This window comes from Eikenella sp. Marseille-P7795 (genome assembly GCF_916618725.1).
In the GTDB taxonomy this organism is placed as follows: Bacteria; Pseudomonadota; Gammaproteobacteria; order Burkholderiales; family Neisseriaceae; genus Eikenella; species Eikenella longinqua.
Map to the genome: position 1 here is coordinate 75,187 of NZ_CAKAJZ010000010.1, position 26,448 is coordinate 101,634.

Annotated in this window: 23 protein-coding genes; 18 read left to right on the forward strand and 5 right to left on the reverse strand. The window is 58.7% G+C overall.

The genetic code is table 11. The annotated features are described in order from the left end of the window. Positions 1-202 precede the first annotated feature (202 nt). Positions 203-1,453: a serine hydroxymethyltransferase gene (gene glyA / locus LG371_RS11320; RefSeq protein WP_067591867.1), complete on the reverse strand. Its 1,251-nt coding sequence runs from the start codon at positions 1,451-1,453 to the stop codon at positions 203-205. A 322-nt stretch (positions 1,454-1,775) separates the two neighbouring features. Between glyA and msbA the strand changes: the two genes are divergently transcribed. Both msbA and LG371_RS12295 read left to right on the forward strand, forming a co-directional pair. Then, positions 1,776-3,566: a lipid A export permease/ATP-binding protein MsbA gene (gene msbA / locus LG371_RS11325; protein ID WP_225748553.1), complete on the forward strand. Its 1,791-nt coding sequence runs from the start codon at positions 1,776-1,778 to the stop codon at positions 3,564-3,566. 243 nt (positions 3,567-3,809) lie between these two features. After that, the gene (locus tag LG371_RS12295) at positions 3,810-4,382 is read left to right on the forward strand and encodes a sugar O-acetyltransferase (RefSeq protein ID WP_179945896.1); all 573 of its coding nucleotides are present in this window, start codon (positions 3,810-3,812) and stop codon (positions 4,380-4,382) included. Between the two features lie 286 nt (positions 4,383-4,668). Here LG371_RS12295 and msrAB read toward each other — a convergent pair whose 3' ends face one another. Then, the gene (msrAB, locus tag LG371_RS11340) at positions 4,669-6,267 is read right to left on the reverse strand and encodes a bifunctional peptide-methionine (S)-S-oxide reductase MsrA/peptide-methionine (R)-S-oxide reductase MsrB (protein ID WP_225748554.1); all 1,599 of its coding nucleotides are present in this window, start codon (positions 6,265-6,267) and stop codon (positions 4,669-4,671) included. A gap of 481 nt (positions 6,268-6,748) precedes the next feature. Between msrAB and LG371_RS11345 the strand changes: the two genes are divergently transcribed. From LG371_RS11345 to lipA, 3 genes are all read left to right on the forward strand, one after another. Further along, on the forward strand, positions 6,749-7,021 hold the full coding sequence (locus LG371_RS11345; protein ID WP_067591857.1) for a YbeD family protein: 273 nt from the start codon (positions 6,749-6,751) through the stop codon (positions 7,019-7,021). Then, a complete protein-coding gene (gene lipB / locus LG371_RS11350) occupies positions 7,021-7,653 on the forward strand; it encodes a lipoyl(octanoyl) transferase LipB (protein WP_067591854.1) in 633 nt (210 codons plus the stop codon). The genes LG371_RS11345 and lipB overlap by 1 nt, the downstream gene beginning before the upstream one ends. 157 nt (positions 7,654-7,810) lie before the next feature. Then, positions 7,811-8,803: a lipoyl synthase gene (gene lipA, locus LG371_RS11355; protein ID WP_067591851.1), complete on the forward strand. Its 993-nt coding sequence runs from the start codon at positions 7,811-7,813 to the stop codon at positions 8,801-8,803. A 76-nt stretch (positions 8,804-8,879) separates the two neighbouring features. Here lipA and LG371_RS11360 read toward each other — a convergent pair whose 3' ends face one another. After that, entirely contained in the window at positions 8,880-10,913 is a 2,034-nt protein-coding gene (locus LG371_RS11360; protein WP_067591848.1) for a M3 family metallopeptidase, read from the reverse strand. A 354-nt stretch (positions 10,914-11,267) separates the two neighbouring features. On the opposite strand from LG371_RS11360, the gene LG371_RS11365 reads away from it, so the two are divergent. The 4 genes from LG371_RS11365 to LG371_RS11380 all read left to right on the forward strand — a co-directional run bounded on the left by LG371_RS11365 (position 11,268) and on the right by LG371_RS11380 (position 15,064). Then, positions 11,268-11,810: a gamma carbonic anhydrase family protein gene (locus LG371_RS11365; protein WP_225748555.1), complete on the forward strand. Its 543-nt coding sequence runs from the start codon at positions 11,268-11,270 to the stop codon at positions 11,808-11,810. Between the two features lie 254 nt (positions 11,811-12,064). Beyond that, positions 12,065-12,658: a ubiquinol-cytochrome c reductase iron-sulfur subunit gene (gene petA / locus LG371_RS11370; RefSeq protein ID WP_067591845.1), complete on the forward strand. Its 594-nt coding sequence runs from the start codon at positions 12,065-12,067 to the stop codon at positions 12,656-12,658. Positions 12,659-12,675: 17 nt separating this feature from the next. Further along, on the forward strand, positions 12,676-14,268 hold the full coding sequence (locus tag LG371_RS11375) for a cytochrome bc complex cytochrome b subunit (RefSeq protein WP_370632693.1): 1,593 nt from the start codon (positions 12,676-12,678) through the stop codon (positions 14,266-14,268). 13 nt (positions 14,269-14,281) lie between these two features. After that, entirely contained in the window at positions 14,282-15,064 is a 783-nt protein-coding gene (locus tag LG371_RS11380) for a cytochrome c1 (protein WP_225748556.1), read from the forward strand. A 122-nt stretch (positions 15,065-15,186) separates the two neighbouring features. On the opposite strand, the gene clpB is transcribed toward LG371_RS11380, so the two are convergent. Next, complete coding sequence (gene clpB, locus LG371_RS11385) at positions 15,187-17,760, reverse strand: ATP-dependent chaperone ClpB (RefSeq protein ID WP_067591839.1); 2,574 nt, start codon at positions 17,758-17,760, stop codon at positions 15,187-15,189. Between the two features lie 265 nt (positions 17,761-18,025). On the opposite strand from clpB, the gene LG371_RS11390 reads away from it, so the two are divergent. The 4 genes from LG371_RS11390 to LG371_RS11405 all read left to right on the forward strand — a co-directional run bounded on the left by LG371_RS11390 (position 18,026) and on the right by LG371_RS11405 (position 20,301). Next, on the forward strand, positions 18,026-18,472 hold the full coding sequence (locus tag LG371_RS11390) for a thioesterase family protein (RefSeq protein WP_225748557.1): 447 nt from the start codon (positions 18,026-18,028) through the stop codon (positions 18,470-18,472). Continuing rightward, a complete protein-coding gene (locus LG371_RS11395; RefSeq protein WP_067591833.1) occupies positions 18,469-19,386 on the forward strand; it encodes a tyrosine-type recombinase/integrase in 918 nt (305 codons plus the stop codon). The genes LG371_RS11390 and LG371_RS11395 overlap by 4 nt, the downstream gene beginning before the upstream one ends. Positions 19,387-19,462: 76 nt before the next feature. Next, positions 19,463-19,855, forward strand: a complete 393-nt coding sequence (locus LG371_RS11400) for an EndoU domain-containing protein (protein ID WP_225748558.1) — start codon at positions 19,463-19,465, stop codon at positions 19,853-19,855. 89 nt (positions 19,856-19,944) lie between these two features. Next, positions 19,945-20,301: a DUF5376 family protein gene (locus tag LG371_RS11405; RefSeq protein ID WP_225748559.1), complete on the forward strand. Its 357-nt coding sequence runs from the start codon at positions 19,945-19,947 to the stop codon at positions 20,299-20,301. Between the two features lie 325 nt (positions 20,302-20,626). Here the strand turns inward: LG371_RS11405 and LG371_RS11410 are convergent, their stop codons facing one another. After that, positions 20,627-22,171, reverse strand: coding sequence for a patatin-like phospholipase family protein (locus tag LG371_RS11410; RefSeq protein WP_225748560.1), 1,545 nt, complete (start codon positions 22,169-22,171; stop codon positions 20,627-20,629). 186 nt (positions 22,172-22,357) lie between these two features. Between LG371_RS11410 and ppx the strand changes: the two genes are divergently transcribed. From ppx to ccoS, 5 genes are all read left to right on the forward strand, one after another. Then, positions 22,358-23,851: an exopolyphosphatase gene (ppx, locus tag LG371_RS11415; RefSeq protein ID WP_225748561.1), complete on the forward strand. Its 1,494-nt coding sequence runs from the start codon at positions 22,358-22,360 to the stop codon at positions 23,849-23,851. Between the two features lie 240 nt (positions 23,852-24,091). Continuing rightward, positions 24,092-25,285 (forward strand): lysozyme inhibitor LprI family protein, encoded by a 1,194-nt coding sequence (locus LG371_RS11420; protein WP_225748562.1) that lies wholly within the window; start codon positions 24,092-24,094, stop codon positions 25,283-25,285. 81 nt (positions 25,286-25,366) lie between these two features. Then, the gene (locus LG371_RS11425; RefSeq protein WP_067591821.1) at positions 25,367-25,912 is read left to right on the forward strand and encodes an NUDIX hydrolase; all 546 of its coding nucleotides are present in this window, start codon (positions 25,367-25,369) and stop codon (positions 25,910-25,912) included. Between the two features lie 81 nt (positions 25,913-25,993). Then, a complete protein-coding gene (locus LG371_RS11430) occupies positions 25,994-26,305 on the forward strand; it encodes a hypothetical protein (protein ID WP_067591818.1) in 312 nt (103 codons plus the stop codon). Beyond that, positions 26,305-26,448: cbb3-type cytochrome oxidase assembly protein CcoS (ccoS, locus tag LG371_RS11435; protein WP_225748565.1), on the forward strand; the 144-nt coding region annotated here is incomplete at its 3' end. The genes LG371_RS11430 and ccoS, both read left to right, overlap by 1 nt.

Below are 26,448 nucleotides of genomic sequence, written 5' to 3' on the forward strand. Positions count from 1 at the left end.
GGCAGAAACTCAGCCTTGCTTCGCCGTTTTCAGGTAGCCTTTGGTTTGGCTTAGAGGCTACCTGAAAATTATTTTGGTGCGGTGAAGGCTGCTTGCTTGCGCCGAGGCTGGATTTTTCAGGTAGCCTCAATCGTGTGGGCGTGAATGCGGCAAGAAAAAAGCCGGCTGTTTCCAGCCGGCCGGGTGTTGTTCAATCAATCGGTTAGGCGCCGTACACCGGATGGGCGTCGCAGAGGGCTTTCACTTCTTTGGCCACACGGGCGAGGGTGGCTTCGTCTTCCGGTTTTTCCAGCACGTCGGCCACCAGGTTGGCGAGCTTGCGGGCATCGGCTTCTTTGAAACCGCGCGTGGTGATGGCGGCGCTGCCCACGCGGATGCCGGAGGTAACGAAGGGTTTTTCCGGGTCGTTGGGGATGGCGTTTTTATTGATGGTGATCATGGCTTTGCCCAGCGCGGCTTCGGCGGCTTTGCCGGTGATGTGTTTCGGGCGCAGGTCTACGAGGAATACGTGGCTTTCGGTGCGGCCGGACACGATGCGCAGGCCGCGTTTCACCAATTCTTCCGCCATGGCTTTGGCGTTGATTTTCACCTGTTTGGCGTATTCTTTAAACTCGGGCGCGAGGGCTTCTTTGAAGGCCACGGCTTTGGCGGCAATCACGTGCATCAGCGGGCCGCCTTGCAGGCTGGGGAAAATGGCGGAGTTGAGCGCTTTTTCGTGGGTGGTGTCGCGGCACAAAATCACGCCGCCGCGCGGGCCGCGCAGGGTTTTGTGGGTGGTGGTGGTCACGAAGTCGGCGTAGGGCACGGGGCTGGGGTATTCGCCGGCGGCAATCAGGCCGGCGTAGTGGGCCATGTCGACAAATAGATAGGCGCCCACTTTGTCGGCGATTTCGCGGAAGCGGGCCCAGTCGATTTCCAGGGCGTAGGCTGAGGCGCCGGCCACGATCATTTTGGGCTTGTGTTCGAGGGCGAGGCGTTCTACTTCGGCGTAGTCGAGCACTTCGTTCTCGTCGAGGCCGTAGGTGATGGCGTTATAGAGTTTGCCGGAAATGTTTACGGAGGCGCCGTGGGTGAGGTGGCCGCCGTGGGCGAGGCTCATGCCGAGGATGGTGTCGCCGGGTTTGAGCACGGAGGTGTACACGGCTTGGTTGGCTTGGGAGCCGGAGTGGGGCTGCACATTGGCATAGGCGGCGCCGAAGAGTTTTTTAATGCGGTCGAGGGCGAGCTGTTCGGCCACGTCTACGTGTTCGCAGCCGCCGTAGTAGCGTTTGCCGGGGTAGCCTTCGGCGTATTTGTTGGTGAGCTGGCTGCCTTGCGCTTCCATCACGGCGCAGCTGACGTAGTTTTCGGAAGCAATCAGTTCCACATGGTCTTGCTGGCGCGCTTCTTCGGCGGCAATGGCGGCGGCCAGTTCGGGATCGTATTGTTTGATGGTTACGCTCTTGGAAAACATGCTGGGCTCCTTAACTTGATAACGATTGGATGATGAATACCCCGCCGGAAAGCGGCGCGGTTGAAACAAACGGGCTGGTATTGTAGCTCAAATTGCTGTTTTATGCTGGCTAAAAGGCTTGCTGGGCGGGAAATGTGGCTACCTGAAAAGCGGAGTGTTGCGGTAGGTCAAAAGTTAATCGTTGGGGCGGGCAGGGGTTTCAGTTAGCCTTCGGGGCGGCCTGTGCGGGCGGATGGCAAATCGGGTAAAGCTGCCTGTGGCTGCATTGTTGCCCGGCCGCTTTTGCCTTACAATTCGGCACTTTCATCCAGCAGGGATAAGCATGTCGTCTCCTTCTACGCAAAGCAGCTGGGCGCTCTACCGCCGCCTGTTTGGCTACCTGAAAAATTATCTGCGGATTTTTATTGCCGCCGTGATCGGCATGATTGTGGTGGCGGCCACGGGGCCGATTTTCGCCTGGCTGCTCAAGCCGCTGATTAACGAAGGCTTTGTGGAAAAAAACCTGGCCGCCATGCGCTGGGTGCCGCTGGCGATTATCGGGCTGTTTATCATCCGCGGCATTTTCAATTTCATCAACGAATACAGCACCAGCTACCTATCCGGCCATCTGGTGCAGCAAATCCGCCGCGAAATGTTTGCCAAGATGCTCAGCCTGCCGGCCGGCTATTACAGCAAACACGGCAGCGGGCGGATTATGTCGCGCATTATGAACGATGCCAGCCAGATTACCGAAGCGGGCTTTAATGTGGTTACCGTTACCGCCAAAGACGGCATCACCGTGGTAGGGCTTTTGTTTTTCCTGCTGTATCTGGATTGGCAGCTCACGATTATCACGCTGGTGATGATTCCGGTGCTGGCGTGGTGCGTGCGGCAGGTGAGCAAGCGGCTGCGCCAGCTTTCGCGCGAAAGCCAGCAATATGCCGGGCAGATGACGCAGGTGTTGGGCGAAAGCATCACCGGCGAGCGCGTGATTAAGGTATATGGTGGGCAGGAACACGAGAAAAACCGTTTCGACAGCACCGCCATCAACGTGCGCCGCAACGGCGTGAAGCAAACTGCCGCCAACTCCTTCAGCACGGCGCTAACCCAGCTGATGATTGCCACCGCCCTGGCCACTATCCTCTATCTGGCCGCCGCTCGCGCCGTTTCCGATTCCTTCAGCGCCGGCGATTTTATGTCTTTCCTTTCTGCCATGCTGATGATGTTCGACCCCATCAAACGCATGACCGGCATTTCCTCCTCGCTGCAACGTGGCTTGGCTGCCGCCGAGAGCGTGTTCGGCTTTTTAGACGAGCCGGTTGAGCCCGATAACGGCAAAGAAACCCTCAGCGCCGACACCGGCGACATCGAGCTGCGCAGCGTAACCCACTGCTACGAAGGCGCCAACCGCAACAGTTTGGACAACATCAGCCTGTCCATTCCCAACGGCAGCGTGGTGGCCTTGGTGGGCGCTTCCGGCTGCGGCAAAACCACGCTGGCCAACTTGCTGCCGCGCTTCTACGACCCCACCGCCGGCGAAGTGCGCATCGGCGGGCGCGACATCCGCGAGTACAGCATGGCCTCATTGCGCGAACAGATGGCGCTGGTGAGTCAAGATGTGGTGCTGTTCAACGGCACCGTGGCCGAGAACATCGCCTACGGCCGTTTCGATGCCGACCCCGCCGCCATAGAAGCCGCCGCCCGCGCCGCCAACGCCTGGGAATTCATCTCCGCCATGCCGCAGGGTTTGCAAACCGAAATCGGGCAGAACGGCCTCAAACTTTCCGGCGGCCAGCGCCAGCGCATCGCCATCGCCCGCGCACTGCTGAAAAACGCGCCCATCCTGATTTTGGACGAAGCCACCAGCGCGCTCGACACCAAATCCGAACGCCTGGTGCAATCCGCGCTCGACAAGCTCATGCAGCAGCGCACCACGCTGGTGGTGGCGCACCGCCTCTCCACCATCGAGCAGGCCGACAACATCGTGGTGATGCACGAAGGCCGCATCATGGAGCAGGGCAAACACGCCGAATTGCTCGCGCGCGGCGGCCGCTATGCCGACCTCTACCGCATGCAGTTTCACGATCAGCAGGAACAGGCGGCGGAAGCGGAAGAGGCCGCCGAAACCGCCTAAGCAGCGGTCGGCAGCAAAAAGCAGCAAGGGTTCCCTGCTGCTTTTTTGTTGCCTTTGACCGGAGTGGTAGTAGCAAAGGCTACCTGAAAACGTTTGGCTTTGCAGATAGCAGGCACTCGCCAGCTTGTTTGAATTGTGTTGAAGCTAAATTTTTTCAGGTAGCCTCTAAACCGTAGCTGTTTGGCTGCCGATGAGCCAAGCGTATAATCGTGGGGCTAATGATCAACAAGGAAGGAGTCGGCTATGGCAATGAGCGAACTGGAAAAACTGAAGGCGGGGCTGCCTTATGATTTTACCGATCCGGAAGTGAACGCCTTGAAATTGAATGCGGTGCGGGCATGTCAGAAATTAAACGGGATCAGTGTGTTGGAGCAGGATAAGCGCGAAGCGGCCATTCATGAGCTACTCGGCTCGTCAGGCGTGTCGCCGAACATCCTGCCCGTGTTCAACTGTGACAACGGTAAGAATATCCATGTGGGTGATCATTTCCTGATGAACTACAATGGCACGATTCTTGATATCGAGCGCGTCAGCATTGGTGACCATGTGATGATCGGGCCGAACACGCTGATTACCACCGTGGGGCATCCGCTGTCGCCTAAAGGCCGTCGCGCCAATCTCGGTATGGCACGGCCGGTGGTTATCGGTAACGATGTTTGGATCGGCGGCAATGTAACCATTCTTCCGGGCATTACCATCGGCAGCAATGTGGTGATTGCCGCCGGTGCAGTGGTAACTAAGGATATTCCTGATAACTGCGTGGCGGGCGGGGTTCCTGCCAGGGTGTTGAAAACAATTGAGAACGATTTGGAATAGTTTGGTTTGCCGTTTGGGTGGGATATTTGTTTGTTGATGCCCGCGATATGTTTTCAGGTAGCCTTCCGTCTGTTTGAGGCTACCTGAAAATATTAGGCAAAGCGGGAAAGGGTTGGGCGGTGTTAGCTTTGCCGAAGCTAACACGTTCAGGTAGCCTGGCATTGGCTGCCTGATGAATAAAGGCTACCTGAAAACACAAGCTTGAACGCAGTTAAAACGCCGTGCGGCAAAGTTTCTGCGAAGCTGAAATTTTCAGGTAGCCTTTTGCTCTGGCGTACTTGCTGCCTTAATGCAAATCTTTCAAATAACTGCCGTAGCCTTGCTGCTGCATTTGGGCTTGGGGGATGAAGCGCAGGCTGGCGCCGTTGATGCAGTAGCGCAGGCCACCGCGGTCTTTGGGGCCGTCGGGGAAGACGTGGCCGAGGTGGGAGCCGGCAGCGCTGCTGCGCACTTCGGTGCGGTGCATGTGGTAGCTGTAGTCGTCGTGTTCGGTCACGGCGTCGGGGCTGATGGGGCGGGTGAAGCTGGGCCAGCCGCAGTGGGATTGGAATTTGTCGCGGCTGCTGAAGAGGGGTTGGCCGCTCACGATGTCAACGTACAGGCCGGGCTCGAAGAGGTGGTCGTATTGGTGGCTGAAGGCGCGTTCGGTGTCGCCTTGCTGGGTGACGCGGTATTGCTCGTCGGTGAGGGTACGGCGCAGGGTGGCGTCGTCGGGTTTGCGGTAGGTGGCGGGGTTGAAGCCTTTGGCCGGGGCGGGGCTGCTGCCCTCGGCGGGCTCGAGGGGCTGGTCGGCGAGGCGGATGTCGATGTGGCAGTAGCCGTGCGGGTTTTTGGCCAGGTAGTCTTGGTGGTAGGCTTCGGCGGGGTAGAAGTGTTGTAGGGGCTGGGCTTCCACCACGAGGGGACGGCTGTGTTTGCGCTGTTCGGCTTGGAGGGCGGTGCGGATAACGGGGGCGTCGGCGGGGTTGGTGTAGTAGATGCCGGTGCGGTATTGGCGGCCGCGGTCGTTGCCTTGTTTGTTGAGCGAGGTGGGGTCGATCACGCGGAAGTAGTAGCGCAGGAGGTCGGCCAGGCTGATGCGCGCGGGGTCGTAGTCTACTTTCACGGTTTCGGCGTGGCCGCTGCCGTGGATCACGTCTTCGTAGCTGGGATGGGCGGTGCGGCCGTTGGCATAGCCGGATACGGCGTCCACCACGCCGGGCAGGTGCTGCATATAGGCTTCCACGCCCCAGAAACAGCCGCCGGCCAGATAGATGGTTTGGGTGCGGGCGGCGCGGGGGCTGCCTTGGGCGTCGGCGTAGTGCGGCTGCACGGGGGCGGCGGCGAGGTCGGCATTGGGGTTGTCGAGCAGGGCGAGGGCTTGTTCGCGCGGCAGGCTGCCTTTGTGCACGCGCAGGATTTGCCCGTCGGCGGAGAGCAGCACCCAGCTGGGATACACGCCCACGCCGGCGGTTTTGGCTAGGGTGCCGTCGTCGAGGGCTACCTGGAAACCGGGGTAGTCGAATTTGGCAAACCATTCTCTGAATTCGGCTTCGGGCTTTTCGCCGAGGAAGCCGGGCGAGGCGACGGCAATCAGGTTGGCGCGGGCGTGCTCGCCGGAAAATTCGGCGGATTGCTGCCATTCGGCGGTGCTTTGCAGCTCGCTGAGGCACAGCGGGCACCAGCTAGCCCAGAATTTCACCAGCGTGGGGCGGCCGGGCCGGAGCAGGGTGCGCACGGGCGTGCCGCCCGGGGTGTGCAGGGCGGCGAGGTGTGTGGCGAAGGCGGTGTCGGGCATGGCGGGGGCTCCGTGTTTGGGTTGGGCGATGATTTTGGGCGCCAGCAGGCCGATGATGAGGACGACGGGGATGGCGGCGCAGAGGAAGAGTAACACTTTTTTCAGCATGCTTGGCTTCCAAACGGATGGGTGGGCAAGGGCGCCGTTCGGGCGGACTTTGGGCGCTTTTCTAGCACCGGGCGGGGCGGTTGGCAAGCGATTGTGAAGATAGAAATTATTTATGACGAGCGCCGAAGCAGGGCGGGAAGGCTACCTGAAAAACGGTTTTCACTCTGCGGGAAACCAGGCGGCATATTGGAGCCGGCTGGGAATGTTTGCTTTGCCAAGCCCGGTATTTTTCAGGTAGCCACAGGCTTGAGGCTACCTGAAAATAGGGCTTCAACGCAGTTCAAACGAACCCTGCGGCTTTTGCCGCACCTCAACCGCTTCAGCTTTTGGGAAACAGCGCGATAACCCGCCGGAAAATACGGGTATTCGCCCATGCCGCAAGCCGCGCCGCGTGTTGTTCAAGCAGGGTGTTTTCCAGTAAAATGCCGGCCTGAATATATCGGCCGCCGCGCCTCATGCCGCAGCCGTTTGGAGAAAATAAATGAGCGATAGCAAGCAAGAAACCCTGCTGGAATTCCCCTGCCGTTTTTCCATCAAAGTGATGGGCGCCAAACACCCCGAATTTGCCGCCAACGTGTTGGAAACCGTGCAAAAACACGCGCCGGACACCGCCGAACACGATTTGCAGCACCGCGAAAGCAGTCAAGGCAACTACCAGGGCGTTACCGTTACCCTGAACGCCGAAAGCAAAGAGCAGCTTGATAACATCTATCTCGCGCTCACCGCCCACCCGATGGTGAAAGTGGTGCTGTGATGAAAGTCATCCCGCTCGGTCTGGCCGAATACAGCCCGATTTTCCACGCCATGGAAGCCTTCACCGACGCCCGCAGCGAGCGCACCGAAGACGAGCTCTGGGTGGTGCAGCATCCGCCCGTGTTCACGCAGGGCATGGCCGGCAAAGCCGAGCACCTCTTGGTGCACAGCAACATCCCCGTGGTGCAGATTGACCGCGGCGGCCAAATCACCTACCACGGCCCCGGCCAGCTCGTGGTGTACACCCTCATCGACTTCAAACGCCGCAAAATCAGCGTGCGCGATTTGGTGAGCCGCCTGGAAAACAGCATCATCGCCACCCTGGCCGAATACGGCATCGCCGCCGCCGCCGACCCGAAACGCCCCGGCGTGTATGTGGAAGGCAAAAAAATCGCCTCGCTCGGCTTGCGCATCAAACGCGGCGCCGTGTATCACGGCCTCGCGCTCAATGTAAACATGGATTTGAGCCCTTTCCACCAAATCAATCCCTGCGGCTATGCCGGGCTGGAAATGACCCAAATCGCCGACTTCGTGCAGCCCGCCCCGAGCGTGGACGACGTGGCCGCCAAGCTGACCGCTCATTTGCAGCAGCAGCTGAGGCTACCTGAAAACGATGTTTCCGCAGGAAGCTGAGTTTCTGCGAAGCTAAAACGATGTTTCCGCAGGAATCTAAAAATAGAATCGCCAAGCAGCTGAAACAGGCGGATTGGATTTTCAGGTAGCCTTACCCCGAGCCGGCAGGCTACCTGAACCCACACATCACATTAAAAACACAGCAAAGGTATCAACCATGACCACAGAAAACAAACAAGACAACGCCCGCGGCGTCAAACATAAAGGCGCCGCCAAAGTCGCCCGCATCCCGATTAAAGTCGTGCCGCTCGAACAGAAGCTGAAAAAGCCCGACTGGATTCGCGCTCCGCTGCCCACCGGCAAGAAATTCTTCGAAATTAAAAACATCCTGCGCGACCAAAAAATGCACACCGTGTGCGAAGAAGCCTCCTGCCCCAACATCGGCGAATGCTTCAGCCGCGGCACCGCCACCTTCATGATCATGGGCGACATCTGCACCCGCCGCTGCCCCTTCTGCGACGTCGGCCACGGCCGCCCCAACGCGCTCGATGCCGAAGAGCCCCAGCACCTCGCCTCCAGCGTGGCCGCCATGAACCTGCGCTACGTCGTCATCACCTCGGTGGACCGCGACGACCTGCGCGACGGCGGCGCCCAGCACTTTGCCGACTGCATCACCGCCATCCGCGAACGCAGCCCGCACACCAAAATCGAAATCCTCGTGCCCGACTTCCGCGGCCGCCTCGACATCGCGCTCGACATCCTCGCCCAAACCCCGCCCGACGTGATGAACCACAACCTCGAAACCCACCCCCGCCTGTATAAACAAGCCCGCCCCGGCGCCAACTACCAGCATTCGCTCGAACTCCTGCGCCGCTACAAAGAAATGATGCCCCACATCCCCACCAAATCCGGCATCATGGTCGGCCTCGGCGAAACCGACGACGAAGTGCGCGAAATCATGCGCGACATGCGTGCCAACAACATCGAAATGATTACCGTGGGGCAATACCTCCAGCCCAGCAACAGCCACCTGCCCGTATTGCGCTACGTTACCCCCGACATGTTCAAACAGTTCGAGTGCGAAGCCTACGCCATGGGCTTCACCAACGCCGCCATCGGCGCCATGGTCCGCTCCAGCTACCACGCCGACGCCCAAGCCGCCGAAGCCATGCAGTCCCACCACAGCGGCGGCTGCCATCACGGGCATTGAGGCTACCTGAAAAAAGGCTACCTGAAAAATTTCAGGTAGCCTTTTCTTCGTTTGGTAATACGATTCTAATCAAAGCTTAAGCCGCTTGCATATCAAACCCGCTGTGCCGCAGCAGGGCATCTATGCTGGGGGCACGACCGCGGAAGGCGCGGAAGGATTCGGCAGCGCTGCGCGAGCCGCCCACGGCGAGGATTTCCTGCCAGAAGCGGCGGCCGCATTCGGCCACGTCGCCGCTTTCTTCAAACGCGGCGTAGGCATCCGCGCTGAGCACTTCCGCCCAGGCGTAGCTGTAGTAGCCGGCCGAATAGCCGCCGGCGAAGATGTGGCCGAAGCTGTTGGCAAAGCGGTTGTATTCGGGCGGCTGCACCACGGCCACTTCGCGGCGCACATCGTCGAGCACCTGCGCCCAGCCGGCCAGGCGCGCAGGGTCGGTTTCGCTGTAGATCAGCATGTCGAAGAGGGCGAATTCCATCTGGCGCACGAGGAACATGCCGCGCTGGAAGTTTTTGGCGGCGAGCATTTTGCGGAACAATTCCTGCGGCAGCGGCGCGCCGTCGTCTTCGTGGGCAGACATGCCGCGTAGCACGTCGTATTCCCACACGAAGTTTTCCATAAACTGGCTGGGCAGCTCCACGGCGTCCCATTCTACGCCGTTGATGCCGGATACGCCGAGCTCGTCCACTTGGGTGAGCAGGTGGTGCAGGCCGTGGCCGGTTTCGTGGAAGAGGGTGAGGATTTCATCGTGGCTCAAGCGGGCTTCTTTGCCGCCTGAGGGCGGGGTGAAGTTGCACACGAGGTAGGCGGTGGGCAGCTGGATTTGGCCGTTGGGCAGGCGGCGGCGGCCTTTGTAGTCGTTCATCCAGGCGCCGCCGCGTTTGCCTTCGCGGGCATACAAATCCATGTACACGCCGCCGATGGGGGCGCCGTGTTGCGAAAGCTCGAAATAGCGCACGTCGGGGTGCCACACGGGCACGGTTTGCTCGGCAAAATCGATGCCGTAGAGCCGCTTGATTTGGGCAAACAGGCCGGCCAGCACTTTGCCCACGGGGAAGTATTTCTTCACTTCGGTTTCGGAGAAGGCGTATTCGGCCTGGCGCAGTTTTTCGGAGGCGTAGGCCAAATCCCAGGGCTGCGGGTTGTCGATAGCGAGGCTTTGGCGGGCGAAGGCCTGCACGGCGGCGAGGTCTTTTTTGGCGAAGGGTTTGGCGCGGCGGGCGAGGTCGTGCAGGAAGTCGAGCACTTGGGCGGGGGAGACGGCCATTTTGGCCACCAGGGAGAGCTCGGCGTAGTTGGCGTAACCGAGCAGTTTGGCTTCTTGCAGGGTGATTTCGAGGCGGCGGGTGATGTTGGCGCTGTTGTCGAATTTGCCTTCGTTGGAGAGCTCGCTGGCGCGGGTAACGTAGGCGCGGTAAACCTGCTCGCGCAGCTCTCGGTTGTCGGCGTATTGCATCACGGCGAGGTAGTGCGGCATTTGTAGGCCGATTTTGTAGCCGCTTTTGCCTTCGGCCTGTGCGGCGGCGGCAAACATGGAGAGTGCGTCTTCAGGCAGGCCGGAAAGGGGTTCGGCGCTGTCGAAATAGAGGGCGAAGGCGTCGGTGGCGTCGAGCACGTTTTGCGAGAATTTGGCGGCGAGCTGGGCGCCTTCGGTTTGCAGGGCGGCGAATTGGGTTTGTTTTTCGGGCGGAAGCTCGGCGCCGCTGAGGACGAAATCGCGCAGGTCGTGGTTGAGCTTGGTTTGCTGGGCGGGGCTGAGGCGGGCGAATTCGGGGGAATTTTTGATGGTTTTGAATCGTTCGTAGAGCTCGATGTCTTGGCCGATTTCGGTGAAGAATAAGGTGATTTCGGGCATGAGTTCGTTATACACGGCGCGCAGCTCGGGGGTGTCGGCTACGGAGTTGAGGTGGGAGACGACGCCCCAAATGCGGCCGACGCGCTCGGTGATGCCGGTGAGCGGCTCGACGGTGTTGCCCCAGGTGGCGCCGGTTTGGGCTTTGACTTCGGCAATGGCTTGGCGGGCTTCGGCGATGGCGCTTTGCAGGGCGGGTTTGATGTGTTCGGTGCGGATTTGGTCGAATTGCGGCTGGTCGCCGAGGTGGAGCAGGGTGTTCACGGGGTTTCCTCTGTGCGGTTGGATGGATGATGGGGGCAGATAGGGGCGGGGCGGGTTTTCACAAGGGCAGGCTACCTGAAAAGTGTGGCGGGGTTTGAACTTTGTTTTCAGGTAGCCTGGATAGTGGGCAGGTTGGCGGTTTGCTTGGTTTGTATCTGCGGGATGAGGCTACCTGAAAAATAAGATTGTGCTTGTGCTGGCTTCGTCTTTGTGTCGTTTTTGCTTCGCAGAAATTCCTTTTGGCTATGCCAAAATTTCATTTTAGCTACGCAGAAACTGGGTTGCGACTATGCCGCAACCCAGTTTTCAGGTAGCCTTCGGGGTTTTGATAAATGGATGGAAAAGGAGTTTTTTATGAGCAATATCCGGCCTTATTTGGATTTTGTGCCGCAAATCGGGGCGGGCTGCTATATCGACCCGATGTGCGCGGTGATTGGTGATGTGGTGCTGGCGGAGCGGGTGTCGGTGTGGCCGTTTGCCGTGTTGCGCGGGGATGTGAACCGCATCCGCGTGGGGCGAGGCAGCAATATTCAGGATCATGTGATGCTGCATGTGAGCCACAAAACGGAGGATAAGCCGGAGGGCTCGCCGCTCATCATCGGCGAGGATTGCACCATCGGCCACCACGTTACACTGCACGGCTGCACCGTTGGCCACCGCGTGCTGGTGGGCATGGGCAGCATTGTGTTGGACGATGCGGTGATTGAAGATGATGTGATGATTGGCGCGGGCAGCCTGGTGCCGCCTCGCAAACGGCTGGAAAGCGGCTATTTATATGTGGGCTCGCCGGTGAAACAGGTGCGGCGGCTCACGGCGGAGGAGCTGGCCTTTCTGCCGTATTCGGCGGCGCATTATGTGCAAGTGGCGGAAAAATACGGGCAATCGCAGCGCGGGTGAGCGGGCAGGGCAGGGTGGCGATTATTTTGGCTGCGCGGAAACTCACTTTTTCAGGTAGCCTGAAAGCCTGGCTTTATCAAGGATAAATAGTTGGCAACCTTGCCTTATTTGCCACTTCTCCGGCAACCGCCATCAGACAGAACTTTACGTTATTTCAAAAATTGCTTTAAGTGTTGATTTAGATTAAGGTAAAATCACGCTGCTGCGAAATCTGCAGTATTTCGGTATTTTTACAGTATTAGGATGATTGAGTAATGAATAATCAAGAAATCAATCAGGAGAGGCGGCGCTTTTTGGTGTTGGCCACTGCCGGAGCGGCCGGTGTGGCCGCAGTGGGCGCGGCCACACCTTTTGTTGCCAGCTTTTTCCCCTCGGAAAAGGCCAAGGCGGCCGGCGCGCCGATCAACATCGACGTGAGCAAAATCGAAGCCGGCCAGCTGATTACGGCAGAATGGCGCGGCAAGCCGATTTGGGTGCTCAACCGCACGCCTGAGCAAATCAAGGATTTGGCCTCGCTAGACAGCCAGCTGGTCGATCCCAATTCCACGGCGGCAGACCAGCAGCCGGAATACTGCCAAAACCCTCTGCGCTCCATCAAGGGCAAAGACAATATTTGGGTGGCCATCGGCATTTGCACGCACTTGGGCTGTTCGCCCACCTTCCGCCCCGATTTGGCTCCGGCCGATTTGGGCGCAAACTGGAAAGGCGGCTTCTTCTGCCCGTGCCACGGCTCCAAGTTCGACTTGGCCGGCCGTGTGTATAAAGGCGTGCCGGCGCCCACCAATCTGGTGATTCCTCCTTATAAATATCTGTCTGAAACCACCATCCGCGTGGGCGAAGACAGCTGATACCGGGGAAAAAGACAATGACAAACCAAACCAATAATAAAGCCAAAGCATTGTTAAATTGGGTGGACGCGCGTTTCCCCCTGTCTAAAATGATGAAGGAACACGTAACCGAGTATTACGCCCCGAAAAACTTCAACTTTTGGTATTTCTTCGGTTCGCTAGCTTTGCTGGTGCTGGTGATTCAGATTGTCAGCGGCATCTTCCTGACCATGAATTACAAACCCGACGGCAATCTGAACCAATACCACCTGCCCGCTGCCTTCACCGCGGTGGAATACATCATGCGCGATGTGTCCGGCGGCTGGATTATCCGCTATATGCACTCCACCGGCGCTTCGATGTTCTTCGTGGTGGTGTATCTGCATATGTTCCGCGGCCTGATTTACGGCTCGTTTAAGAAACCGCGCGAGCTGGTGTGGGTGTGCGGCGCTTTGATTTTCTTGGCCTTGATGGCGGAAGCCTTTATGGGCTACCTGCTGCCTTGGGGGCAGATGTCGTTCTGGGGCGCGCAGGTGATCATTAACCTGTTTGGCGCGATTCCGGTTATCGGCCCGGATTTGTCCACTTGGATTCGCGGCGATTTCAACGTTTCCGACGTTACGCTCAACCGCTTCTTCGCCCTGCACGTGATTGCCGTGCCGCTGGTGCTGGTTGGCTTGGTGGTGGCGCATCTGATTGCGCTGCACGAAGTCGGCTCCAACAACCCCGACGGTGTGGAAATCAAAAAACTGAAAGACGAAAACGGCATCCCGCTCGACGGCATTCCTTTCCATCCGTATTACACCGTGAAAGATATTTTGGGTGTGGTGGTGTTCCTCATCGTGTTCTGCGCCATCATGTTCTTCGCGCCCGAAGGCGGCGGCTACTTCCTGGAAGCGCCAAACTTCGACCCTGCTAATTCGCTGAAAACTCCAGCACACATCGCCCCGGTGTGGTATTTCACCCCCTTCTATGCCATTTTGCGCGCCATTCCTTCTTTCGCCGGCACGCAGGTGTGGGGCGTAATCGGCATGGGTGCGGCAGTCATCCTGATTGCCTTGCTGCCCTGGCTCGACCGCTCGCCGGTGAAATCCGTGCGCTACCGCAACACCATTTTCAAAACCATGCTGGTGCTGTTCCTGATTGCCTTCATCGGCTTGGGGATTTTGGGTGCGCAGGTGGCCACCGATTTGAGAACGGAAATCGCCCAATCGTTCACGATTTTCTATTTCCTGTTCTTCCTCGGCATGCCGATTTACACCAGCCCAGAGCGCCCGAGCTTGGCCGCGTTTAAGCAGAAGCTGGGCGCCCAGCCCTTGGCTGCCTTGTTTGCCGCCGGCTGGGTGGGTGGGGTGTATTTGATTGCCCTTTTGGTGAGCATTTACGACCTGTACCTGCTTGCCCGCCTGTTCTTTGCCGATCCGTTCCAGATTCAAACGCTGATTATCCGCGTGTTCTCCGTGCTGTATATGGCGTTCTTCTTTGTGAGCACGCTGCTGAACACCAAACTGAATGTGGATAAAGCAGTGCCGGAACGCGTTACCATGAGCACCACGCGCCAGAAGATTATGTTCTTCGTGTATGCTGCGATTGCATTGGTGGGTGCTTATCTGTTTGCTGGCAGTATTTAATGGGAGCGGCAAAATGAAAAAATTATGGAAAAACTGGTTTGCCGCGCTGATTTTGGCCATGCCTTTGGGCAGCTATGCTGCCGGCGGCGGCAATTATGAGCATGTGGATATCGACTTGGGCGACCAAGTGAGCCTGCAACACGGCGCACAAATTTTCGCCAACTACTGCCTCTCCTGCCATTCGGCCAGCGGTATGCGCTACAACCGCTTGCAGGATTTGGGCTTGAGCGAAGACGAAATCCGCAAAAACTTGATGTTCACCACCGATAAAATCGGCGATGTGATGCATTCTTCGATGAATCCGGAAGACGCCAAACGCTGGTTTGGCGCCGAGCCGCCAGATCTCACCCTGATTGCCCGTTCGCGCGGTGCCGATTACCTGTATGCCTATATGCGCGGCTTCTACAAAGACCCAACCCTCCCCACCGGCTGGAATAACTTGGTGTTCGACAAAGTGGGCATGCCGCACCCCTTGTGGGAGCAGCAGGGCGTGCGCGCCGTGGAGCTGGACGACAAAGGCCAGCCCGTGATGGAGAAAGACGAGCACGGCAATCTGGTGCCCAAGCTGTATTGGGAATCCACCGGCCTGCATAGCCGCCGCCTGCCCAACGGCACGGTTGTTCAGAAAGAATACGATCGCTACGCCAAAGATCTGGTGGCCTATCTGGTGTATATGGGCGAACCCGCCCAGCTGCAACGCAAACAAATCGGCTATGGCGTATTGCTGTTCCTGTTTGCCGTTTTGCTGCCCTTGGCCTACTTCCTGAAAAAGGAATACTGGAAAGACGTACATTAAACTTGGCTGAAACAAACAACGCAGGCTGGAAACAGCCTGCGTTTATTATGGTCTATATAGTAAAGGCTACCTGAAAACCGATTCACCGTTTTCAGGTAGCCTTTTATGCTTGCATCTTTAGCTTATGCGAACACCAGCCTGTCGCCATCGGCTTCCACTTTGATTGTGCTTTCAGGCACGTATCTGCCTTCGAGCAGGGCTTTAGCCAGCGGGTTTTCGATTTCCGACTGGATGGCGCGTTTGAGCGGGCGCGCACCGTAAATCGGGTCGAAACCGGCTTTGGCGATGATGTCCAGAGCGGCATCGGAAACGGAAAGGCGCAGGTTTTGTTTTTCCAAACGTTTTTCCAAACCTTTGAGCTGGATTTTGGCAATACTGCGGATGTTTGCCTGATCCAATCCGTGGAACACGACCACTTCGTCGATACGGTTGATCATTTCGGGGCGGAAGTGGGTTTTCACATCTTCCATCACCACTTCTTTCACCGCTTCGTAGTCATCCGTGCCCATCTGCTGGATGTGCTGGCTGCCGATGTTGGACGTCATGACGATGACTGTGTTTTTAAAGTCCACCGTGCGGCCTTGTCCGTCAGTCAGGCGACCGTCATCCAATACCTGCAAAAGGATGTTGAACACGTCGGGATGGGCTTTTTCCACTTCGTCCAACAGAATCACGCTGTACGGTTTGCGGCGCACCTGTTCGGTCAGGTAGCCGCCTTCTTCGTAGCCGACATATCCGGGAGGCGCGCCGATTAAGCGGGCAACGGCGTGTTTTTCCATGTATTCGGACATATCGATGCGGATGAGGTGGTCTTCGCTGTCGAACAGGAAGCCTGCCAATGCTTTGCACAATTCGGTTTTACCCACGCCGGTCGGGCCGAGGAACAGGAAGCTGCCGTAGGGTTTGTTCGGGTCGGCAAGACCGGAGCGGCTGCGGCGGATGGCATCGGACACGGCGCGCACGGCTTCGTCCTGACCGACCACGCGGCGGTGCAATACTTCTTCCATTTTCAGCAGCTTGTCACGTTCGCCTTCCATCATTTTGGACACGGGGATGCCGGTCATGCGCGATACGATTTCTGCTACTTCGTCCGCGCCGACTTCGGTACGGAAGAGTTTGTTTTGTTTTTTGCCGTCGGCATTGCTTTCTGCCGCTTGAAGCTGCGCACCCAATTTCGGCAATTCGCCGTATTCGAGCTCGGAGGCGCGGGCGAAGTCGCCTTGGCGTTTGGCCTGCTCGATTTTGACTTTAATGTCGTCCATCTGTTTTTTGATGTCGGCAGTGCTGGAGGAGGCGGCTTTTTCGGCTTTCCAGATTTCGTCCAAATCGGCGTATTCTTTTTGCAGGCCGTCGATTTCTTCGTCTATCAGCTCCAAACGTTTTTTGCTGGCGTCGTCGCTTTCTTTGGCCACGTGCATTTTTTCCATTTTGAGCTGGATGATGCGGCGGTCAAGTTTATCCATCTGCTCGGGTTTGCTGTCCAATTCCATTTTGATTCGGCTGGCGGCTTCGTCAATCAGATCGATTGCTTTGTCGGGCAGGAAGCGGTCGGTGATGTAGCGGTCGCTCAACTCGGCGGCGGCAACGATGGCGGGGTCGGTGATGTCGATGCCGTGGTGGATTTCGTAGCGTTCCTGCAAGCCGCGCAGGATGGCGATGGTGTCTTCCACGCTGGGCTCGCCGACCAATACTTTTTGGAAGCGGCGTTCGAGTGCCGCGTCTTTTTCGATGTATTGGCGGTATTCGTCCAAAGTGGTCGCGCCGATACAGTGCAGCTCGCCGCGCGACAGGGCGGGTTTGAGCATATTGCTCGCATCCATTGCGCCGTCGGTTTTGCCTGCGCCGACCAAAGTGTGGATTTCATCAATGAAAATCAAAGTATTGCCGTCATCTTTGGATAATTCGTTCAATACGGCTTTGAGACGTTCTTCAAACTCGCCGCGATATTTCGCACCGGCAATCAAAGCCGCCAAATCCAACACCAGCAGGCGTTTGTTGCGCAAAGATTCGGGGACTTCGCCGTTCACAATCCGCTGCGCCAAACCTTCCACAATCGCGGTTTTACCCACGCCCGGCTCGCCGATGAGTACGGGGTTGTTTTTAGTACGGCGTTGCAGCACCTGAATCGCGCGGCGGATTTCGTCGTCGCGGCCAATAACCGGGTCAAGCTTGCCGTCGCGGGCGCGTTGAGTGAGGTCGGTGGTGTATTTCTTCAGGGCTTCGCGTTGGTCTTCGGCATTGGCATCGTTCACGTTTTGTCCTCCTCGAACCGCATCAATCGCGGCGTTGATATTTTGTTCGGTTGCACCGGCTTCTTTCAGGATTTTGCCGGTGGCGTCGTTCTGCTGCACCAAGGCAAGCAGAAAAAGTTCGCTGGCGATATAGGCGTCGCCGCGTTTAATGGCGGCTTTGTCCATCAGGTTCAGCACTGCCTGCAATTCGCGGCTGGGCACCATATCGCCGCCCTGGCCGGATACTTTGGGCAGGCTGCTTAATTGCTGCTGCAAACGCTGTTTCACCTGCGGCACGTTCACGCCCGCATGAGCCAGCAGCGCGGCAGCCCCGCTGTTTTGGTCGTCAAGCAGAGCCTTGAGCACAAAGCCCGCTTCCAGATAGCTGCTGTCGGCAGCCAAGGCCAAACTCTGCCCCTCTTGCAGGGCTTGCTGGAATTTGGCGGTGAGTTTATCAAATCGCATATTCGTTTTCCTTTGCTTAAATTTTGGTTCGCAGGCTATATGGGTTTGGAAGAAGGTTTGTCAAGAAGGAATCTGCTATTTTTGTCGGGTGTTCATGCAATCCGTTCTATTGGCAGGAAATAAATGCTATAGTGGATTCAATTTAAACTGCTACGGCGTTGGCTCACCTTGCCGTACTGCTTGTACTATCTGCAGCTTGCCGCCTTGTCCCGATTTAAATTGAATCCACTATAATGCCTGTCTTTCCCGCTATCGGAGCCACCCCTTGCCTGCCGCCCGCATCCAAATCGCCCTGCCGCCGCAATTCGATTTTGCCACCCGCCTGACCGTGGAAGTCGGCCACCTCAACTACGGCAACCATCTCGCCAACGACGCCGTGCTGCGCATGGTGCACGAAGCCCGCCTGCGCTTCCTAGCCGCGCACGGCTGCACCGAAACCGACATCTTCGGCGCCGGCCTGATTATGGCCGATGCCGCCGTGCAATACCGCGCCCAAGCCTTTCACGGCGATGAATTGCTCATTCAGGTAGCCCTCGGCGAAATCGGCCGCGCCGGTTTCCCTTTATTTGCCAAGCTCACCCGCGAAGCCGACCAAGCCGAAATCGCCCGCGTGCAATGCGGCATGGCGTTTTACGACTACGCCGCCCAACGCCTCGCCCGCACCCCCGCCGCCTTCCGCGCACATTTCGCCCCAAACGGAGCAGGGCGATGACACAGCCGTGGACACAGCAAATCGAGCCCTGGCTGCACACTTTGCAACAGCAAAACCTCTCCGCCCACACCCAAGCTGCCTACCGCCGCGACCTCGCCTGGCTTGCCCGCTTCCAGCCCCAAGCCGAGCTCAGCCGCCCCCTGTTCACCGCCGCCCTGCGCCAGCTCACCCAAGAAGGCCAGCACCCCCGCAGCATCGCCCGCCGCCTCAGCGCCTGGCGGCAATTTTGCCGCTGGCTGGTGCAAAAAGGCTACCTGAAAGCCGATCCCACCCACGGCCTCAAAGCCCCCAAAGCCCCCGAACGCCTGCCCAAAGCCGTGAGCGCCGAGCCGCTCAACCAACTGCTTGACCAAACCCCCGGCAGCGAACTCAGCCAGCGCGACCTCGCCATCTTCGAGCTGCTCTACGGCAGCGGCCTGCGCCTTGCCGAAGCCTGCGCCCTCAACCTGGCCGACCTCGACCTGCAAAGCGGCTGGGTGGCCGTAACCGGCAAAGGGCGCAAACAGCGCCACGTCCCCCTCACCGCGCACAGCATCCGTACCATCCAAGGCTACCTGAAAACCCGAGCCGCCGCCCCCGGCGAAAACGCACTCTTCACCGGCCGCAGCGGCAAGCGACTCGGCAGCCGACAAATCCAAAAACGCCTGCAACAATTCGCCGCCCAACACGGCAGTCCCCACCTCAGTCCCCACATGCTGCGCCACAGCTACGCCAGCCACCTGCTGCAAAACGCCCGCGACATCCGCGCCGTGCAAGAGCTGCTCGGCCACAGCCAGCTTGCCACCACACAGCACTACACCCGCCTCGACTTCGACCACCTCGCCCGCGTGTACGACGATGCCCACCCCCGCGCCCAACGCCAATCCGGCACGCCCGAAGGCAGTCCCCCGCAAGACGAAAGCGAAACCGACTAAAGCCAGGGCAAAGCAATAAACGGCTACCTGAAAAGTTTAGCTTCGCAGAAACCCGCTATGCTGCGTTTTAACTTCGTTGAAGCTTGCGCTTTCAGGTAGCCTCATCATCGGCGGACTATGCGGACAATTCGCGAGGGGCGGCTATTCCACCGCAACCGGCAGGGTACGCGTGGACAGGATTGAGCGAACCTACCCGAACGGCACATACGATGCCAAAGTCTCCATCTACGATCCCAAAACCGGGCGGTATGTGCCTAAAGCCGGTAACGGCGTTTCCACCATGTTCCCGGATCATTGGTCGGTGGATAGGATTAAGGTGGAAGGAGCTAGGGCTTTTGAGAATGGAAATCGTGTAAAAGGAACAACCCATAAATTTCGAGGTGATTCTCCTTCGGGAATAAAAATAGAGTGGTTCGTTGATAAAAATAGCGGACGTATCACTAATTTCTATCCACAAAAAGGTAAGTAATTATGAAACTTATTTATGCGTATTAGTTTAATCCTGGTTATAATCAACATGAACCAATTTGTTTATCATATGAGGCAAATGAACGTAACTTGCCTAGTGAACCAGATCATACAACAGATTTTGAAGAGGAAAGGATACTGGCAGCTTTGTTAGGTAATTCTGATTCATTATATTCTGCTCCATTTGCCAAAGATAAATTGAACAACCCATCAGTTAAGCGCCAGCTTATTAGTACTGAAGGATGGGATGCAGAAATTGTCGGCGATGAAGTGCAGATGCGATTTGCATTTGCATCAGAAGATCCGGAGGATGAGGATTATCAACCGATCTTATTCCTCCCTCGCAAGGAGGTAGCGTATGCCATGGAAAAATGGTTAGCATTTCTGCAGCGGGATATTGACCCGAACTATTCGGAAATCATCGATACCAAAGAAGCCTATCGCTAGCTTGCCCTGTTTTTTAACACGCCCATCCTTGATTGCGTTCCAACTCAAAAAGGCTACCTGAAAAATTTTAGCTTCGTAGAAACTCGCGGAGATCGTTTTAACTTCTTTGAAGCTTGCGCTTTCAGGTAGCCTTTTCATTGTCTTAATCGGAAGCGGTAGCCCAACGCCAATCGGCGCAAGATGCAGCCCATGCCAAGATTCCAAACCAAACCGTCAGCCATGCCGCGAATGGCGGAAAACGGCATGCTGTTCCTTGCAGGTAAGCGCTTGGCGGAACTCACACAAATATCACGTTTGCTCCGCTGAAATTCGCTTCGCCCGTTTTTCAGGTAGCCTCCCGAAGCCTTGCCTCCGGGCTTCGGCTATTTGCCAGAGGGCAAACAATCCGCCGCCGGTGCGGATGCGTTGGCGCAGGCGAGCGGGGCGGCTGGGCTTTCGGCGGCAGCGGGGCGGTTGCCGCCCTTGGCGGCGGCAGCGGGGCTTCGGGGGCGGCGTGTTCCGACAAGGCGGCCAGCATGCGCTCGTAGTCGGGCGATTGGCGCATGAGCACGCGGGCGGCTTCTTTCAGGTTGTTCACGTCTTCGCGCGGCAGGTAGAAGCTGGTGGAGATGTTGAGCACGTTTTTGCGCAGGGAGGAATCGGGCAGGTCGCGCAGGCTGAGGTTGATAAAGTGCAGGCTGATGGGGCGGCCTTTGCCTTGGGCGCCGGCGTTCCATTGGTCGGCCACGGCGCGGACGCGGCGCAAGGATTCCTGCGAGTTTTGGTCGATGGGCACGTTGATGATGGCGCCCAGCACGTCGGAGAGGCCGGGCACTTTGGCGCTTTGGTCGATGCTGCTGTCGAGCTGGTTTTGCGCGTTTACGCTGATCACGATGATTTTGCGTATGTTTTGGTTGGCCATCTGCCGTTGCAGGGTTTGGCTGGGGTAGATTTCGGTGGCATCCAGCAGGCCGCGCAGGCCGAGGTTGTCGGTGAGGCCGCCGTCGAGCAGGTGGATGTAGGGGCGTGCTTTGCTGTTTTGGTAGAGCTCGAGCTGCTGGCTGATTTCGCGGCGGGTTTGGCTTTGCTGCTGCCCGCTGCTGCCATGCTCGAGGGCGTATTGCAGGCGCGGGGGCAGGGTGTAGCCGCAGTTACCGCCGTTGTTGTTGAGGGTGATGGGGCTGAACACCACGGGCACGGCGCTGGAGGCGGCCACGGCGCGGGCAAGGCGCAAATCGGAAAGGTTTAGGCACATGATGTCGAAAAATTCCTGCGTGAAATCAATGCGCTTACCCACCGACATATCGGTGGCGGACACCACGGCAAACGGGCCTTTGCGCCGCCGCGCCAAATCGCCGAAGGTGGCGTGGCCGAACAGGGTGCTTTCAAACTGCTCCTGCAATAAGTCGCCGCGGCCGAATTCGGGCGAGGTGAGGCGCGGCAGGTTGCCGAGGGAGAATATTTGGCGCGACACCTGCCGTTGGAAATTCTGCTTGAGAAACTGCTGCTCGAAGGCGGGAATGGTGTCGCGGCCGTGCAGCGAATAATAGGTGGCCAGCACCGAGCCGCCGGATACGCCGTACACCAAATCCACGCTGTCGAGCAGCGGCTTTTCGCGCCCGCCGATGTGCACCCGCTGCTTGGCTAGCTCTTCCAGCACGCCGTAGCCCAAGGCCGCCGCGCGCGTGCCGCCGCCGGAAAACAGCAGCACCACAAACACGTCGTCATCCTGCTGCGCCATGCTTTGCTCCAAGCGGTAGCCGCTGTTGGTGTCCACTTGGGAGATGGTGGCCACCGGCCGGTAGTTCACCAGCGAGCAGGCCGAGAGCCACAGCAAAAGCCCCTCTGCCGCCATCCGTTTCAGCATTCCGCCGTATGCACTAATCCGCATTGCAACCCTTTCCAATCATTCAAACCATAATGCAGGCTACCTGAAAAATAGAAAAACCGTTTTTCAGGTAGCCTCAAGCGCATTATAGCAAAGCCGTTGGCGCCGGAGGCTACCTGAAATCCCGCCCGTAATGACACGCCCGGCGCCGCAAGGTAAGATACGCGCTTTCCATCCGGCCTATCCGATATGACCATCCCTGCCAATATGCTGGCCGCAGTAGACCTCGGCTCCAACAGCTTCCGCCTGCAAATCTGCACCAACCACAACGGCCAGCTGCAAATTATTGATTCCATAAAAGACATGGTGCGCTTTGCCGCCGGGCTGGACGAACACAAACGGCTCGACGAAGCCGCCCAAGAGCGCGCGCTCGCCTGCCTGGCCAAATTCCACGAACGCCTGCGCGGCTTCCCGCCCGAGCAAGTGCGCGCCGTGGCCACCAACACCTTCCGCGTGGCCAAAAACATCGCCCCCTTCATGCCCCGCGCCGAAGCCGCCTTGGGCTTTCCCATTGAAATCATCGCCGGGCGCGAAGAAGCCCGCCTTATCTACACCGGCGTTATCCACACCCTGCCGCCCGGCAGCGGGCAGATGCTGGTGGTGGACATCGGCGGCGGCTCCACCGAATTCGTAATCGGCAGCGCGCTCCAGCCTGAGATCACCGAAAGCCTCAACCTCGGCTGCGTGAGCTACACCCTGCGCTTCTTCCCCAAAGGCAAAGTGTCCGCCGAATCCTTCAAGCTCGCTGTTAACACCGCCCGCAGCGAAATCCAGCGCATTGCCAAGCTCCTGAAAACCACCGGCTGGCAGCTCGCCGTGGGCACTTCCGGCACCGCCCGCACCCTGCGCGACCTCATCGCCGCCGCCAACCCCGAAGACAACCGCATCACCCGCACCACCCTGCAACGCATCAGCCAGCGCCTCATCGAAGCCGGCAGCGCCAAAAAAGCCAAATTCGAAGGCATGAAGGCCGACCGCATCGAAGTGTTTGCCGGCGGGCTGGCCGTGATGAGCGCCGTGTTTGCCGAGCTCGACATCGACAGCATGAGCGTAACCGACGCCGCCCTACGCGACGGCGTGTTCTACGACCTCATCGGCCGCCAGCTCAACGCAGACATGCGCGACCAAACCATCGCCCGCTTCCAAGAGCGCTACCATGTGAGTGCCAACCAAGCCGAGCGCGTTGCCACACTCGCCGCCCAGTTTTTCGATATGCTCGCCGAACACGAGCCCGAAAAAGAACGCCGCTACTGGCAGCAATACCTGCGTTGGGCCGCCCTCGTGCACGAAATCGGCACCGACATCGCCTACCCCGCCTACCACAAACATTCTGCCTACATCCTCGAGCAGGCCGACATGCCCGGCTTTTCTCGCCAAGAGCAGCGCATTCTTGCCACTCTCGTGCTCGGTCAGCGCGGTGACCTGAAAAAAATGGTCGAGCTGCCCGTTAGCCCCGCCATGTGGCTCGCCATCGCCGCCTTGCGGCTTGCCGTTTTGTTCTGCCGCGCCCGCCTGCCCATCACCCTCCCGCCCGGCACCCGCCTGAGCTACGAAAACAAACACTACACCCTCGCCATCAGCCGCCAATGGCCCGAAGAGAACCCCCTCACCGCCGGCGCCCTGGCCGACGACGCCGCCCAATGGCGCAAAATCGGCATCCGTTTCGGGCTCCTGCTGCAATAGCAGCCCGCGCACACACAGTTCAGCTTTAGGCAGCCCTGAGCGAGCTCGGCTGCACACAGAAAGGCTACCTGAAAAATATCGCGTCCATTTGCGCGGACCATTTTTCAGGTAGCCTTCCTGCCCCGCAAGAGACTACCTGAAAACCAAAGCTTCACTCAGCCCGGCACCCACAAAATTTCCTGCCGCCGCCACTCCGTTGCAGGTAAAATACCATCTATGTCCTCCTCTAAGGAAACCGCCATGAAAGCCCTGATGAAACCCGCCCTCGCCATCCTCATCGCCGCCGCCCTCGCCGGCTGCGGCAAAGAAGACACCAAACCCGCCGTTACCCTCAGCTGCGAAGCGCCTGAAGCACTCGAGCAGCTCAAGGCCCAAATCCAAGCCACCGCCTTCCCGCCTGCCGACCACGAGTTGCCCACCCCGCAGGCCGGTGCCGCCGAAATTCAAGCCGCACTCGAGCAGCTCGGCTTCGAAATCACCGACATCCGCACCACCCAAGCCGCCTCCGAAGGCAGCAAACAGCTTGCTTGCGAAGCCACCCTGCGCTTCGCCCCCAAAGCCGACGCCCAAGCGCGCCTGAAGCAAAGTATTTCCGACTATATGGAAATCAACGAAAGCGACGGCATCGAATACAACGAAATGATGACCGCCGGCGACCCCACCCTCAAGCCCGACGGCCAAGGCGGCTACATCCGCCCGCTCAGCTACAGCGTGAGCCAAACCGACAGCGGCGACAAACTCGTGATCAACGTAGACAGCAAAGCCGCCTCCTCCGGCCTGCAACCGCCGCTGGCCTTCTACCTCGCCGCCCCCGATTTAGCCAAACAAGTGGCCGAAATCCGCCAGCAAACCGCCGCCGAAGAAACCCGCCAGCAAGAGCTCAGCGCCCTCGACCAAACCCGCCTGCAAGCCCGCATCGAGCTCTTGCGCACCGAAAACAAACAGGCGCACGACAACCTCAACAAAGCCTGGCAAGCCCTGCCCGCCGCTGCCCAAGCCTCGCTCAGAGATGCCCAAAACCAATGGAACCGCGTGCGCGCCAGCCAATGCGCCTACCAAAGCAAGGCCGACGCCACCGACCCGCTGGAGCAGGAAGCCCTGCGTATTGAGTGCGACACCCGCGAAGTGCAGCAGCGCATCCCCAACCTCAAGCAGGAAGCCGAAGCCTACACCGGCAACCAGCTGGCCGAAGCCACCCAGCGCGCCCAATCCGCCCAGCAGGAATTGCGCAACGTATGGCAGAGCGTGCCCGCCGACGTGAAAGACATCATCGGCCAAGACTACCAATCCTGGAGCGCCAGCAGCGCCGCCAAATGCGCCCAGGCAGGCCAGCAGGCCGGCGGCGGCAACAGCGGCCAGCTCGCCCGCCTCGAATGCACCGCTGCCGAAGCCCGCAGCAAAGCCAGAGAACTGCGCGGCTACGTTTCCCAATAACCGCCCCACTAAAGGCTACCTGAAAAATATCCGCTTCCGCCAAGGCATTGCTTTCAGGTAGCCTTAACCCCTCCACACACCATGAACCTCACCGAAACCCATCTCTCCAGCGAACCCATCTTCGACGGCAAATTCGTCACCATCGCCCGCGACACCGTGCGCCTGCCCAATGGCAACCAAAGCTACCGCATCGTCATCCGCCACCCCGGCGCCGCCTGTGTGCTCGCCGTTACCGCGCAAGACGAAATCGTGCTTGTGCGCCAATGGCGCTACGCCACCGGCCAAGCCCTGCTCGAACTGCCCGCCGGCAAGCTCGACCCCGGCGAAGACCCGGCCCTGTGCGCCGCGCGCGAGCTCGAAGAAGAAACCCCATACCGCGCCCAAAGCGTGCGCCTCCTGCACACCTTCTACACCGCCCCCGGCTTCTGCGACGAAAAAATGTACCTCTACCTCGCCGAAGGCATCACGCCCACCAGCACCCGCGAGCCCGACCCGGACGAATTCGTCGAAACCGTATTGCTTTCCCGCCAAGCCGTGCGCGAAGCCATCGCCGCCAACCAAATCCAAGACGCCAAAACCCTGATCGGCCTGCAATACTGGCTGCTCAACAGCCCGCCCGCCGATTAAGGCTACCTGAAAAACAGCTTGGGTCATCATCCAAACTGCCCACTAAAAAGGCTACCTGAAAAACCAAAGGCTACCTGAACCATGCGCCAATTCACCCTCAGCACCGAAAACGGCACCCTGCTCGGCTTCCTCGTGCTCACTGCTGACAGCGGCGACGAGCCCCAATCCGGCCACGCCATGCTCCAGCTGCACGAAGCCCCGCTGCCGCCCGCCGATGCCGCAGCTGCCCGCGCGCTCGCCGCCCTGGCCGGCCAAATGCTCGCCTGGCAGCCGCAGGGCGAGGGCATCGCCTTATACGATGCCGAAGGCAGCCCCGCCGCCGACATCCGCCAGCAATACCTGCGCCTCGGCGGCCACACCCTGCTGCTCACCGATTTGGAAGGAAACCTTTGATGGACAGCGTGTTTATCCTCATCCCCATCAGCATTGTGCTGGCCTTCATCATCGGCTACTTTTTCTGGTGGTCCGGCCACAGCGGCCAGTTTGACGATTTGGAAGGCCCCGCCCACCGCATCCTGATGGACGACGATTCCGCC

Bases quoted from the DNA above. Each gene is read 5' to 3' on its own strand.
- glyA (WP_067591867.1), bottom strand. From the start codon at position 1,453: ATGTTTTCCAAGAGCGTAACCATCAAACAATACGATCCCGAACTGGCC.
- msbA (WP_225748553.1), top strand. From the start codon at position 1,776: ATGTCGTCTCCTTCTACGCAAAGCAGCTGGGCGCTCTACCGCCGCCTG.
- LG371_RS12295 (WP_179945896.1), top strand. From the start codon at position 3,810: ATGGCAATGAGCGAACTGGAAAAACTGAAGGCGGGGCTGCCTTATGAT.
- msrAB (WP_225748554.1), bottom strand. From the start codon at position 6,267: ATGCTGAAAAAAGTGTTACTCTTCCTCTGCGCCGCCATCCCCGTCGTC.
- LG371_RS11345 (WP_067591857.1), top strand. From the start codon at position 6,749: ATGAGCGATAGCAAGCAAGAAACCCTGCTGGAATTCCCCTGCCGTTTT.
- lipB (WP_067591854.1), top strand. From the start codon at position 7,021: ATGAAAGTCATCCCGCTCGGTCTGGCCGAATACAGCCCGATTTTCCAC.
- lipA (WP_067591851.1), top strand. From the start codon at position 7,811: ATGACCACAGAAAACAAACAAGACAACGCCCGCGGCGTCAAACATAAA.
- LG371_RS11365 (WP_225748555.1), top strand. From the start codon at position 11,268: ATGAGCAATATCCGGCCTTATTTGGATTTTGTGCCGCAAATCGGGGCG.
- petA (WP_067591845.1), top strand. From the start codon at position 12,065: ATGAATAATCAAGAAATCAATCAGGAGAGGCGGCGCTTTTTGGTGTTG.
- LG371_RS11375 (WP_370632693.1), top strand. From the start codon at position 12,676: ATGACAAACCAAACCAATAATAAAGCCAAAGCATTGTTAAATTGGGTG.
- LG371_RS11380 (WP_225748556.1), top strand. From the start codon at position 14,282: ATGAAAAAATTATGGAAAAACTGGTTTGCCGCGCTGATTTTGGCCATG.
- clpB (WP_067591839.1), bottom strand. From the start codon at position 17,760: ATGCGATTTGATAAACTCACCGCCAAATTCCAGCAAGCCCTGCAAGAG.
- LG371_RS11395 (WP_067591833.1), top strand. From the start codon at position 18,469: ATGACACAGCCGTGGACACAGCAAATCGAGCCCTGGCTGCACACTTTG.
- LG371_RS11410 (WP_225748560.1), bottom strand. From the start codon at position 22,171: ATGCGGATTAGTGCATACGGCGGAATGCTGAAACGGATGGCGGCAGAG.
- ppx (WP_225748561.1), top strand. From the start codon at position 22,358: ATGACCATCCCTGCCAATATGCTGGCCGCAGTAGACCTCGGCTCCAAC.
- LG371_RS11420 (WP_225748562.1), top strand. From the start codon at position 24,092: ATGAAAGCCCTGATGAAACCCGCCCTCGCCATCCTCATCGCCGCCGCC.
- LG371_RS11425 (WP_067591821.1), top strand. From the start codon at position 25,367: ATGAACCTCACCGAAACCCATCTCTCCAGCGAACCCATCTTCGACGGC.
- LG371_RS11430 (WP_067591818.1), top strand. From the start codon at position 25,994: ATGCGCCAATTCACCCTCAGCACCGAAAACGGCACCCTGCTCGGCTTC.